General features: G+C 69.9%; 7 protein-coding genes and 1 pseudogene. 6 read left to right on the top strand and 2 right to left on the bottom strand.

The features are described 5' to 3' along the window. From mtrB to AC2XR2_RS17205, 5 genes and pseudogenes are all read left to right on the top strand, one after another. The gene (gene mtrB / locus AC2XR2_RS17225; protein ID WP_491515513.1) at window positions 1-2085 is read left to right on the top strand and encodes an MtrAB system histidine kinase MtrB; all 2085 of its coding nucleotides are present in this window, start codon (window positions 1-3) and stop codon (window positions 2083-2085) included. Next, the gene (locus AC2XR2_RS17220) at window positions 2075-3919 is read left to right on the top strand and encodes an LpqB family beta-propeller domain-containing protein (RefSeq protein WP_381305992.1); all 1845 of its coding nucleotides are present in this window, start codon (window positions 2075-2077) and stop codon (window positions 3917-3919) included. The genes mtrB and AC2XR2_RS17220 overlap by 11 nt, the downstream gene beginning before the upstream one ends. Before the next feature lie 409 nt (window positions 3920-4328). After that, a pseudogene (locus AC2XR2_RS17215) lies at window positions 4329-5061 on the top strand (ComF family protein); the annotation flags it as partial. Window positions 5062-6434: 1373 nt separating this feature from the next. Beyond that, entirely contained in the window at window positions 6435-7127 is a 693-nt protein-coding gene (hpf, locus tag AC2XR2_RS17210; protein ID WP_330266540.1) for a ribosome hibernation-promoting factor, HPF/YfiA family, read from the top strand. 202 nt (window positions 7128-7329) lie between these two features. After that, window positions 7330-8076, top strand: coding sequence for a response regulator transcription factor (locus AC2XR2_RS17205; protein ID WP_330266541.1), 747 nt, complete (start codon window positions 7330-7332; stop codon window positions 8074-8076). On the opposite strand, the gene AC2XR2_RS17200 is transcribed toward AC2XR2_RS17205, so the two are convergent. After that, window positions 8062-9249, bottom strand: coding sequence for a winged helix-turn-helix domain-containing protein (locus AC2XR2_RS17200; RefSeq protein WP_491515512.1), 1188 nt, complete (start codon window positions 9247-9249; stop codon window positions 8062-8064). The genes AC2XR2_RS17205 and AC2XR2_RS17200 overlap by 15 nt on opposite strands. A gap of 67 nt (window positions 9250-9316) precedes the next feature. Then, complete coding sequence (locus AC2XR2_RS17195; RefSeq protein WP_491515511.1) at window positions 9317-9889, bottom strand: GNAT family N-acetyltransferase; 573 nt, start codon at window positions 9887-9889, stop codon at window positions 9317-9319. 271 nt (window positions 9890-10160) lie between these two features. Here AC2XR2_RS17195 and secA point away from each other — a divergent pair, with 271 nt between their 5' ends. Further along, window positions 10161-13001, top strand: coding sequence for a preprotein translocase subunit SecA (gene secA, locus AC2XR2_RS17190; RefSeq protein WP_330266544.1), 2841 nt, complete (start codon window positions 10161-10163; stop codon window positions 12999-13001). The last annotated feature ends 302 nt before the right edge of the window (window positions 13002-13303 follow it).

Genomic DNA, 13303 nt, shown 5'->3' with positions numbered 1-13303 from the left:
ATGTCCGGAGACAGTGCCGCTTCGTCGCCCGGGCGGACCGGGGCGAGTGCGGGGCGGCCTGTCGGGCGGACGTCGGCGGGTTCCCGCTGGGGACGCTTCCTCGAGGGCGGGCTGCTGCAGGGCGGAGTCCAGGGCAGTCCGGTCCTGAGGCTCTTCATGCGCTGGGTGCGCCGGCCGCTGCTGCCGGTGATGCGGCTGTGGCGGCGCAACATCCAGCTCAAGGTCGTCGCCACGACCCTGCTGATGTCGCTCGGTGTGGTCCTTCTGCTGGGCTTCGTCGTCATCGGGCAGGTGCGCAACGGCCTGCTCGACGCCAAGGTCAAGGCCTCGCAGAGCCAGGCCACCGGCGGGTTCGCGGTGGCCAAGCAGAAGGCGGACGAGGCGGGCGCCGGGACCGACGACGCGGCCACGGCGGCCGACGACCAGTCCGACCAGTTCGTCATCGAGTGGATGAGCAACCTCGTCTACTCGCTCTCCAGCGGCGGCCAGGGCGCCTTCGACGTGGTCACCCTGCCCGTCGGCGGCGACAGCGGCAGCGGGCGCGGACCGCGTGCCTCCGGTGACGTCGACCCGACGGCCAGCGTGCCCGAGGCGCTGCGCGCGAAGGTCGACGCCAGTACCACCGCCGCCCAGAGCTACACCCGCATCACCTACGACACCGGCCAGGAGTCCCAGCCGGCCCTGGTCATCGGCAAGCAGGTCAACGACCCCAACGGGGACCCGTACCAGCTGTACTACCTCTTCCCGCTCACCCAGGAGGAGAAGTCGCTCAGCCTGGTCAAGGGCACCCTGGCGACCGCCGGGCTCTTCGTCGTCGTACTCCTCGGAGCCATTGCCTGGCTCGTGGTGCGGCAGGTCGTCACGCCGGTGCGGATGGCGGCCGGGATCGCGGAGCGGTTGTCCGCCGGGCGGCTCCAGGAGCGGATGAAGGTCACCGGTGAGGACGACATCGCGCGTCTCGGTGAGGCCTTCAACAAGATGGCGCAGAACCTTCAGTTGAAGATCCAGCAATTGGAGGACCTGTCGCGGATGCAGCGGCGGTTCGTGTCGGACGTGTCGCACGAGCTGCGGACCCCGCTGACGACCGTACGGATGGCCGCGGACGTGATCCATGACGCGCGCGAGGACTTCGATCCGATGACCGCGCGGTCGGCGGAGCTGCTCGCGGACCAGCTGGACCGGTTCGAGACGCTGCTCGCGGACCTGCTGGAGATCAGCCGGTTCGACGCGGGCGCGGCGGCGCTGGAGGCCGAGCCGATAGACCTCAGGGAGGTCGTGCGGCGGGTGGTCGGCGGGGCCGAGCCGCTCGCCGAGCGCAAGGGCACGACGATCCGGGTGCTGGGCGATCAGCAGCCCGTCGTCGCGGAGGCCGACGCCCGGCGGGTCGAGCGGGTGCTGCGTAATCTCGTCGTCAACGCCGTCGAGCACGGCGAGGGCAAGGACGTCCTCGTCAAGCTGGCGGCGGCCGGAGGGGCGGTCGCGGTCGCGGTGCGCGACTACGGCGTCGGGCTCAAGCCCGGCGAGGCCACACGCGTGTTCAGCCGCTTCTGGCGGGCCGACCCGGCACGCGCGCGTACCACCGGCGGTACGGGCCTCGGGCTGTCCATCGCCCTGGAGGACGCGCGGCTGCACGGTGGCTGGCTGCAGGCGTGGGGTGAGCCGGGCGGCGGTTCGCAGTTCCGGCTGACGCTGCCCAGGACGGCCGACGAGCCCCTGAGGGGCTCGCCGATACCGCTGGAGCCCAAGGACTCGCGGCGCAATCGCGGACTTGATGACGCCGGTCTGCCGCGCGGGGGTGCGGACAAGACGGCCACTGTGCCGGTCCAGCCGACGAGCGGCCCGGTGACCTCGCGGGATCCGATAGCGCCGCGTCCGGGCGCGGTGACACCCACGGCCGATCCGACGGCGCTGCCGGGCAATGGCTCGCGTGTGGTGCCGCGGCCCGCGTCGAGCGCGCGGCCGTCCACGCGGGACGGCGGTGGTGCGGGCAGTGGTGACGCGGGCAGCGGTGGGGCGGCGAGCCGTCCGGACGGCGGGTCGCGGGAGTCGTACGAGCAGCAGGGGGAGGCCTTCCGTGGACGCTGACCGCGAAAGGAGCGGCCGGCGCACGCCGGGGCGCGCGGTGGCGTACGCCGCGTGCGGGGTCGTACTGCTGGCGGGGTGCGCCTCCATGCCGGACAGCGGCGATCTGCGCGGGGTGGATTCCACGCCGCGGCAGGACACGCCGGTGCGGGTCTTCGCGATGCCGCCGCAGGAGGACGCCGAGCCCACGGACATCGTGCAGGGCTTCCTCGAGGCTCTGACCAGCGACGATCCCCACTATGAGACGGCCCGCAGGTACTTGACCCCCGCCGCGCAGAAGAAGTGGCAGCCGGGGGCGTCCACCACGGTGCTCGACGACGGGCCCGGTGCCGACATAGTGCGGCCCGCCGACCGGGAGCAGGCCGACGGCACGTGGTTCACGCTGATCGGCACCAAGGTGGCCGTGGTGGACGCGCAGCAGTCGTACACGCCGACGTCCGGTGAGTACCGCGAGACCGTGCACCTCGTGCAGGACAAGAAGACCAAGCAGTGGCGGATCGACACCCCTCCGCAGGGCGTCGTCATGGGGAAGTCGGACTTCCAGCGCAACTACGTGTCCGTCAACAAGTACTACTTCGCCTCGGACACCAAGGCGCCGACGGCTCCGCAGACCGTGGCGGTCGCCGACCCGGTGTATGTGCGGGAGCGGGTGGACCCCGTGACGCAGGTGGTGCGGTCCCTGCTCAGCGGGCCGACGAGCTGGCTCGACCCCGTCGTCAGGACCAGCTTCCCCACGGGTACGGCCCTCCAGAAGGGGGCCTCGTCGATGACTCCCGACGACCGGGGCGCGCTGACGGTGCCGCTCAACGACAAGGCCGCGCACGTCAGTCCGGACCGGTGCCAAGCCATGGCCGGTCAGCTGCTGTTCACCCTGCAGAACCTCACTCCGGCCGTGGAGACGGTCGACCTGCAGGCGGGCCGCAAGATGTTGTGCACGGTCGGCATGAACGACGCCAACGGTGTCGCCACGCGCGGTTCGGTTGTGAAGCCGCAGTACCTGTACTTCGTGAACGGTGCGCATCGGCTGGTACGGACGCCTGCCGTCCCGGAAGAGGGCGGTACGAAGGCGAAGCCGCTGGCGGTGCCGGGCGCGCTGGGCGACGGCGACAAGGACCTGCGGTCGGTGGCCGTCTCGCGCGACGAGCACATGGCCGCCGGGGTCGGTCTCGACGGCAAGTCGCTGTACGTCGGGTCGCTGGTGTCGGGCGGGTCGCTCGGGGATCCCGTGCTGGTCAGCGGTGGCAAGACGGCGGATGCCCCGCTGACCACGCCGAGTTGGGACATCGAGGGCGACCTGTGGGTGGCCGACCGGAATCCCGCCGATCCGCGGCTGCTGCTGTTCAAGGAGGGCGCGGGCAAGCCGCTGACGGTGGAGACGCCCGGGCTGGACGGGCGGATCAAGGATGTGCGGGTGGCCGCGGACGGGGTGCGGATCGCGCTCGTCGTCGAGAAGGGCGGCAAGCAGTCGCTGTTCGTCGGCCGGATCGAGCGGGAGGGCAGGACCGGGGACGCGCGGAGCGTCTCGGTGCGGGGACTGCGCTCCACGACGCCGGAGCTGGAAGAGGTCACGACCATGTCGTGGGCCGGTGACAGCAGGCTCGTGGTGGTCGGGCGCGAGCAGGGCGGAGTGCAGCAGACGCGGTACGTCCAGGTCGACGGCTCCACGCCCGAGGGGCCGCCGCCGGCCGCGCTGACGGGCGTGAAGGAGATCGCCGCGTCGGAGGACGACGAGATGCCGTTGGTGGCGTACTCGGAGGACGGGATCGTACGGCTGCCGTCCGGGGCGCAGTGGCAGAAGGTGGACGCGGACGGGACGGCGCCGGTGTATCCGGGGTGACGCGACTCGTGTGAGTGGCCGCGGGGGCGATGAGGGTGGGTGACGTGGAGGTGCTGGGGGCGGAGTGACGCGCGGAGGTGCCGGGGGCGGGGTGCTGGGGCGTGCGTTGCTGAGATCTTGCTGACGGGGACCGTGTTGTCCGGAGCGGCTGCTTTTGCCGGGGGAGACCCGGTGGGGTGGCCGCTCCTTTTGTTGTTCTGGGGTTGGGGCGGATTCGTTGAGGGCGGCGCGGATTCGGCGTTCTCGTTGTTTCGGGGATGAATGGCGGGCTGTTCGGAGGGTGGGGCGATTGCTTGTATGGGGCCGCTATTTGAGGTGGGAACTGCTGTTCGTATAGAAGGCTGGGTTTTCCACAGGGGGTTATCCACAGGGGTGGTCGGGCGGCTCCGGCATTGGCACAGTGGTGGGCATGCGGGGGTGGTGGCAGGACCTCACCGGTCTGGTGCTGCCGGCCGAGTGCGGAGGCTGCGGGAGGCCTCGCACGGCGCTGTGTCCTGAGTGCCGTGCCGCCCTGTACGGGGCCGCACCGCGCCGGGTGCGACCGGCGCCGGAGCCGTCCGGACTGCCGGTCGTGCATGCGGCGGCTCGGTATGCGGATGCGGTGCGGGCGGTGCTGTTGGCGCACAAGGAGCGAGGGGCGTTGGGGCTCGCGGGGCCGCTCGGCTTGGCGCTGGCGGGGGCTGTGTGGGCAGGGGTGCGGGAGGTCTGTGAGACGGACGGTGAGGGGTCGGCGTGGGAGGGGTCCCCGGGGTCGGGGCAGTGGGGCGGGGGTGGTGGTGCGATGCGGTCGGACGCCTCCCTTGGGGTCGGGTGGCCCGGAGTGCCCGTGCTGCTCGTTCCCGTGCCGTCCGCCCGGCGGGCCGTTCGGGCGCGGGGGCATGATCCGGCCCGGCGCATCGCGCTTGCGGCGGCGGGGGAGCTGCGGCGGGCGGGGATGCCGGCGCGGGTGGTGGCTGTCCTGCGGCAGCGACGGGGTGTGGCCGACCAGTCGGGGCTCACCTCCCGGCAGCGGATGGACAACCTCGCCGGTGCGTTGACGGTGGTTCCGGGTGGCGGGCGGCTGCTGTGCGAAGGCCTGGTCGTGCTGGTCGACGACCTGATGACGACGGGGGCATCCCTGGCGGAGGCGGCGCGGGCTGTCGGGGAGGCGCGGGAGAGGGAACGTGTGGGGTACGGCGGTTCGGGGGGCGGGGTTCGGGGGGAGCAGGGCGAGCTTCGGGGAGAACGGGTGGGGCTTCGCGGGGAGCAGGGCGGGGGTCGTGGTGGACGGGGCGAGGTTTGTGGTGGACGGGGCGAGGTGCGCGGGGAACAGGGCGGGCTTCGCGGGGAACAGGTGGGGCATCGGCGGAACCAGGTCACGTCTCGCGGTGAACAGATGGCGGTCGGGCGCCGTGATCAACGGCAACAGGGGGTGGGTGCAGGGGGCGCTCGGCGGGGTGGGCGTGGTGGGCTTCGGCCGGCGGAGTCGGGTGCGGGGGCTGTGTGTCGGCGGCCGGATTCGGGTGCGGGGGCCGGGGATCGGCAGGAATCCGGTGCGGGGGTCGGGTATCGGCACTCGGAGTCCGGCGCGGGGGCTGGCGATCGGCGGCCGGAGTCAGGAGCGAGGGCCGGGTATCGGCAGTCGGAGTCGGAGGCGGGTGCGGGGGTCAGCGATCGGCAGTCGGAGGCGGGTGCCTGGACCGGGCGGTGGCAGTCGGAGGCGGGTGCCCGGACCGGGCCTCGGCGGTCGGAGGTGGAGGGGTGGAGTGCTGACGCGCAGGTGGCGATGGATGGTTGGCGTGATCGAGCGCGGGCGGTGAGGGATGGGCGGGGTGTTCATGGGCAGTCGGAGACGGGTGGCCGGTCTGCTCCGCCTGCGACTCCTCGGACAGCTGGGCGGTACGGCTCATGGCAGCCGGATCCGGGCGGGCTCCAGGGTCGACAGCAGCAGCAGTCGGACCAGTCCCGTAGTGGACGGCAGCGGGAGCTGAGTGGGCCTCGCGGGGTGCGGGAAGTGGGTGGATGCGGGAGTGACGGGAAGCGCGTCGTGTACACGGCTGCAACTCGGGAAGGCATGGGGGAACGGATGGTCGCAGGGACGGAGGAGGACACGGCCCGGGAGCACTGCCTGGAGGCCGCGGCGGGCGCCGTTGGCGTCCGTGACGTGATCTGCGCGGCTGTGGTCGCGGCCCCGCCTGATTCTTTCGAAATAAACCGGAACTGACTGCGAAGTTGCATCGTTGCAGGTTGCGAGAGGACCAATTCACCTGAACGGAGGTACGCCGCGGTAGAGGGTGACGACATCCGTCCGGGCGAGATATGTTCGGTTGTGAGAGAAAGGCGCAGGCCACACCTCGCAAATCCGAATGCCGTGCCGCGGGATTTTCCACCATCACCCGCGACGGTGGAATGGAGATCTTGCCCGCGGGGGAGGAGGTGGAAGTCACCGAGTCCGAGGTTCCGGGGCTCACCGGAGCCTGGTGCAAAAGGGAGATGCTCCGCATCGAGGCGGAGCGATCCGGGAACGGAGTTCTGCGTGGACATCGTCGTCAAGGGCCGCAAGACCGAGGTGCCCGAGCGGTTCCGCAAGCACGTGGCCGAGAAGCTGAAGCTGGAGAAGATCCAGAAGCTCGATGGCAAGGTGATCAGCCTCGACGTCGAGGTGTCCAAGGAGCCGAACCCCCGACAGGCCGACCGTTGTGACCGAGTGGAGATCACGCTCCGCTCCCGCGGTCCGGTGATCCGGGCGGAAGCGGCAGCCAGCGACCCGTACGCGGCACTCGACCTGGCGGCGGAGAAGCTGGACGCCAGGCTGCGCAAGCAGCACGACAAGCGCCACACACGGCGCGGCGCACGACGACTCACGGCGGCGGAGGTCCCGGACCACGTTCCGGACGCGGCGACGCTCAACGGCAACGGCCACCCCGTGCACGAGGAAGAGCCGGAGGGCGTACCCACCAAGAAGATCGGCTCGCTGGAGATCAAGGGTGAAGGCCCCCTCGTCGTCCGCGAGAAGACCCATGTCGCCTCCCCGATGACCCTCGACCAGGCGCTCTACGAGATGGAGCTGGTCGGGCACGACTTCTATCTGTTCGTCGACTCCGAGACCAAGGAACCGAGTGTCGTCTACCGGCGACACGCCTACGACTACGGCGTCATCCACCTGAGCACGGACCCGATGGTCGCCCGGGCGCACTCTCCCGCGCCCGGCGGCACGACGGGAAGCTGACCCTCCCGGATGACAGCTGAGCCGGTGCCCCTGGAGCGCGTGTGCGCCCCCAGGGGCACCCGCGTGCGACCGTTTCGCGCCTCGCTCTGTCACCTCACTGTCGTCCGGGCATGGAATCATGGCCGTACCGGCCCAACCGGTGGGCCGTTGCCTTGGGTTGGCGATGGCACAGGACCAGCCACAGCCTTCAGGGGGAGGAACGATGGCGGACAGCTTCGGACCGCTGCGCGGCGAGGGCGCCGACGACGGCGTCGTCGACATGGGCACGGACGTGGGCTCCCCACGCAAGGAACCCATCCGGGTTCTGGTCGTGGACGACCATGCGCTCTTCCGGCGTGGACTGGAGATCGTGCTCGCGGCCGAGGAGGACATCCAGGTCGTCGGTGAGGCGGGTGACGGCGCGGAGGCCGTCGACAAGGCCGCCGACCTGCTGCCGGACATCGTTCTGATGGACGTCCGGATGCCCAAGCGGGGCGGGATCGAGGCCTGCACCTCCATCAAGGAGGTGGCACCCAGCGCCAAGATCATCATGCTGACGATCAGCGACGAGGAAGCCGACCTCTACGACGCGATCAAGGCCGGCGCGACCGGGTACCTCCTCAAGGAGATCTCGACGGACGAGGTCGCCACCGCCATTCGCGCCGTGGCCGACGGGCAGTCGCAGATCAGCCCCTCCATGGCGTCGAAGCTGCTCACCGAGTTCAAGTCGATGATCCAGCGGACGGACGAGCGCCGCCTCGTGCCCGCCCCGCGGCTGACCGACCGGGAGCTGGAGGTCCTCAAGCTGGTCGCCACCGGGATGAACAACCGTGACATCGCCAAGGAGTTGTTCATCTCCGAGAACACCGTGAAGAACCACGTGCGCAACATCCTGGAGAAGCTGCAGCTGCACTCCAGGATGGAGGCCGTCGTCTACGCGATGCGCGAGAAGATCCTAGAGATCCGCTAGCTCCTTCACGCGGAGCGCGACCTCCTTCACGAGGGGCTCGCGGAGTTCGGGAGCGTCCACCCGCTCCACGCGTACGTCTGTGCAGTCCACCCAGCTCGCCGCCTCCACCAGGGCCTGCGCCACCGCCGGGACCGCCTTCGGGCTGTCCAGGCTGACCTGCCTGGCCACCAGCGCGCCGCCCTCGCGGGCCGGGTCCACGCGGCCGACGAGACGGCCACCGGCCAGTACCGGCATCGCGAAGTAGCCGTGGATCCGCTTGGGCTTGGGGACGTAAGCCTCCAAGCGGTGGGTGAAGCCGAAGATCCGCTCCGTACGCGCGCGTTCCCAGATCAGGGAGTCGAACGGGGACAGCAGGGTGGTGCGGTGGCGGCCGCGCGGGACCGTCTCCAGGGCCGCGGGGTCGGCCCAGGCCGGCTTGCCCCAGCCCTCGACGGTGACCGGCACCAGGCCGGAATCGGCGATCACCGCGTCGACCTGCTCGCCCTTGAGGCGGTGGTAGTCGGCGATGTCCGCGCGGGTCCCGACGCCCAGGGACTGGCCGGCGAGACGAACCAGGCGGCGTACGCACTCGGTGTCGTCCAGCTCGTCATGGAGCAGGTCGGCGGGGACGGCGCGCTCGGCGAGGTCGTACACCCGCTTCCAGCCGCGGCGCTCCACGCAGACCACCTCGCCGTACATCAGGGCACGTTCGACGGCGACCTTGGTGCCGGACCAGTCCCACCACTCGCTGGTCTTCTTCGCGCCGCCCAACTCCGTGGCGGTGAGGGGGCCTTCGGTGCGCAGCTGCTTGACGACCTGCTCGTAGGTGCCCTCCGGGAGCTGGTGGTTCCAGTGCGGACGGCTGCGGTAGGCGCGGCGGCGGAAGGCGAAGTGGGGCCACTCCTCGATGGGGAGGATGCAGGCCGCGTGCGACCAGTACTCGAAGGCGTGCGTGTCCGTCCAGTAGGCGTTCTCCACCGTCTTGCGGCCCACCGCGCCCAGGCGGGCGTACGGGATCAGCTCATGGGAGCGGGCGAGGACCGAGATGGTGTCGAGCTGGACCGCGCCGAGGTGGCGGAGGACGCCACGGACTCCGGCCCGCCGGTCGGGGGTCCCCAGGAAACCCTGGGCACGCAGCACGATACGACGGGCCTCGTCGGCCGAGAGGTCGGTGGTGGGACGCGGGGTCGTCATGGGTCCGAACGATAGAGGTCGGCACTGACAGTGCGGGGTGACCTGCGGTTCCACCCGGGGTGGGGGACTACCGAGGCGCCGGCAGGTACTGCGCTGTCGACGGCAGGCCCAGGTCGGAGGGGAGCAGCGCGCCGATCCAGCAGTCCCGGCGGATGCCCTGGTGGGCGATCCCGGAGCGCATGACGCCCTCGACGACGAAACCGGCGCGCTCCGCGACCGCGCGCGAGGGTTCGTTGCCCACTTCCGCGCGCCACTCCACGCGGTCGACGGACAGTTCGGTGACGGCCCAGCGGGAGGCGGCGAGGACGGCCTCGGTGATGTAGCCCTGGCCACGGTGCTCCTTGACGGCCCAGTAGCCGATCTCGGCCATGGCCGGCCCCCGCATGGTCAGGCCGAGCATGCCCACCAGGTCCTCCCCTTCGGGGAGGAAGAGGCCCCAGGTGAACATCGTGTCGTTGGCCCAGCCCTGCGGGACCAACTGCTCGGTGAAGCCCTGGGCGTGCTCGGGCAGATACGGCGAGGGGATGGTCGTCCAGCGCAGGATGTCGGGGTCCTGCACGGCGGTGAGCACGGTCGCGGTGTCCTGCGGGCCGGGCGAGCGCAGCAGGAGGCGGTCCGTGGTGAGGGTGACGGGGTCCATCGGCTGATTCTGCTCAGGTGTTCGGTGAAGGCGCCATCATTTTTGCTGTGAGTGAGCGCGCGATCACAATTCGCGCAATTCGTGAGCGGGACGCGGCACCATCGGCGTTCCCCGTCCGTTGTCACCTTTGAAGCAGATTTGAAAGAGCTGACGGTCGGCGTACCCGGCAGGCCTCCCGGCGTGGTGGGGTCCTCGCATACGATGGCCGTTGCTCAGTAAGTGAAATGGAAACCGACCGTCCCAGGCCCGACCGGCAAGGAGACCAACCCCCGTGTCCGTCCTCTCGAAGATCATGCGTGCAGGCGAAGGCAAGATCCTGCGCAAGCTGCACCGCATCGCGGACCAGGTCAACTCCATCGAAGAGGACTTCGTCGACCTCTCCGACGCCGAGCTGCGGGCCCTCACCGATGAGTACAAGCAGCGGTACGCCGACGGTGAGAGCCTGGACGACCTGATGCCCGAGGCCTTCGCCACCGTGCGCGAGGGTGCCAAGCGCGCCCTGGGCCAGCGCCACTACGACGTGCAGATCATGGGTGGCGCCGCCCTGCACCTCGGCTATGTGGCCGAGATGAAGACCGGTGAGGGCAAGACCCTCGTCGGCACCCTGCCCGCGTACCTGAACGCGATCTCCGGCAAGGGCGTCCACCTCATCACGGTCAACGACTACCTGGCCGAGCGCGACTCCGAGATGATGGGTCGCGTCCACAAGTTCCTGGGCCTGAGCGTCGGTTGCATCCTCGCCAACATGACGCCCGCCCAGCGCCGCGAGCAGTACGCGTGCGACATCACCTACGGCACGAACAACGAGTTCGGCTTCGACTACCTGCGCGACAACATGGCGTGGTCCAAGGACGAACTCGTCCAGCGCGGCCACAACTTCGCCATCGTCGACGAGGTCGACTCCATCCTCGTCGACGAGGCCCGTACGCCGCTGATCATCTCCGGCCCGGCCGACCAGGCCACCAAGTGGTACGGCGACTTCGCCAAGCTGGTCCTGCGCCTGAAGAAGGGCGAGGCGGGCAACCCCCTCAAGGGCATCGAGGAGACCGGCGACTACGAGGTCGACGAGAAGAAGCGCACGGTCGCCATCCACGAGTCCGGTGTCAGCAAGGTCGAGGACTGGCTGGGCATCGACAACCTCTACGAGTCGGTGAACACCCCTCTGGTGGGCTACCTGAACAACGCCATCAAGGCGAAGGAGCTCTTCAAGAAGGACAAGGACTACGTCGTCATGGACGGCGAAGTCATGATCGTCGACGAGCACACCGGCCGTATCCTCGCCGGCCGCCGTTACAACGAGGGCATGCACCAGGCGATCGAGGCGAAGGAAGGGGTGGACATCAAGGACGAGAACCAGACCCTCGCCACGATCACCCTCCAGAACTTCTTCCGCCTCTACAAGCGCCACGACCACAACGGCAAGGAACAGCCCGGTCTGTGCGGCATGACCGGTACGGCCATGACCGAGGCCGCCGAGTTCCACCAGATCTACAAGCTCGGCGTGGTCCCGATCCCCACGAACCGGCCGATGATCCGCAAGGACCAGTCGGACCTGATCTACCGCACCGAGGTCGCGAAGTTCGAGGCGGTCGTCGACGACATCGTCGAGAAGCACGAGAAGGGCCAGCCGATCCTCGTCGGTACGACGTCGGTCGAGAAGTCCGAGTACCTCTCCCAGCAGCTCTCCAAGCGCGGCGTCCAGCACGAGGTGCTGAACGCCAAGCAGCACGACCGTGAGGCGACCATCGTCGCCCAGGCCGGCCGCAGGGGCGCGGTCACCGTCGCCACGAACATGGCCGGCCGTGGTACCGACATCAAGCTCGGCGGCAACCCCGAGGACCTCGCCGACGCGGAGCTGCGCCAGCGCGGCCTCGACCCCGAGGAGCACATCGAGGAGTGGGCGCAGGCCCTGCCCGCCGCCCTGGAGAAGGCCGAGCAGGCCGTCAAGGCCGAGAAGGAAGAGGTCGAGGCGCTCGGCGGTCTCTACGTGCTCGGCACCGAGCGGCACGAGTCGCGCCGTATCGACAACCAGCTGCGCGGTCGTTCCGGCCGTCAGGGCGACCCCGGTGAGTCCCGCTTCTACCTCTCCCTGGGTGACGACCTGATGCGGCTGTTCAAGGCCCAGATGGTCGAGCGCGTGATGTCGATGGCGAACGTCCCGGACGACGTGCCGATCGAGAACAAGATGGTCACGCGCGCGATCGCGTCCGCCCAGTCGCAGGTCGAGCAGCAGAACTTCGAGACCCGTAAGAACGTCCTGAAGTACGACGAGGTCCTCAACCGGCAGCGCGAGGTCATCTACGGCGAGCGGCGCCGCGTCCTGGAGGGCGAGGATCTGCAGGAGCAGATCGTGCACTTCATGGACGACACCATCGACGCGTACGTCGCGGCGGAGACCGCCGAGGGCTTCGCGGAGGACTGGGACCTCGACCGGCTGTGGGGCGCGTTCAAGCAGCTCTACCCGGTGAAGATCACCGTCGAGGAGCTGGAGGACGCCGCCGGCGACCGCGCGGGTCTGACCGCCGAGTACATCTCCGAGTCCATCAAGGACGACATCCACGAGCAGTACGAGGCGCGTGAGGCGCAGCTCGGCTCCGAGATCATGCGCGAGCTGGAGCGCCGGGTCGTGCTGTCGGTCCTGGACCGCAAGTGGCGTGAGCACCTCTACGAGATGGACTACCTCCAGGAGGGCATCGGCCTGCGCGCGATGGCCCAGAAGGACCCGCTGGTCGAGTACCAGCGCGAGGGCTTCGACATGTTCACCGCCATGATGGAGGGCATCAAGGAGGAGTCCGTCGGCTACCTGTTCAACCTGGAGGTCCAGGTCGAGCAGCAGGTCGAGGAGGTCCCCGTCGAGGACACCGCGCCGTCGCTCGACAAGAAGGACGCGGTTCCGGCGCAGGCCGGCGCGCGTCCCGAGATCCGCGCGAAGGGGCTCGACGCTCCGCAGCGCCGGGACCTGCACTTCTCCGCGCCGACGGTGGACGGCGAGGGCGGTGTCGTCGAGGGCGAGTTCGCCGACGACGACGAGCCGGTGCGCTCCGAGGCGGACGGCCTCACGCGCGCGGAGCGCAGGAAGCAGTCCCGTGGTCGGGGGCGGCGCAAGAAGTAGTTCCTACGGTGCGAGGGGCGTCGTAGCGGATGGGCTGACGGTGCCGGGGGTGCTGTAGCGGGTTGAGGCTGCGGTGCCTGGGCGTCGGCGGTGCGTTGAAGCTGCGGTGCCCGGGTGCCGGGTGATTTGAGGCTGCGGTGCCTGAGGGTGCTGTGGCGGTGGAAGGGCCGGGTCACTCGAGGGTGTCCGGCCCTTCGGCGTGCGGTGGGGCGGGAGGGTGCGGCCTCCCAGGGCTACCAGGGCCTCAAGGGGACTTCTAGAGGCTTCCCCTCCCGGGGGCTTCCTGGGGCTTTCCGGGGGCG

This window comes from Streptomyces sp. LS-MS-L19, assembly GCF_058382285.1.
Note: the sequence above shows the minus strand (reverse complement) of the source record. Positions and strands in the feature narration are given on the sequence as shown.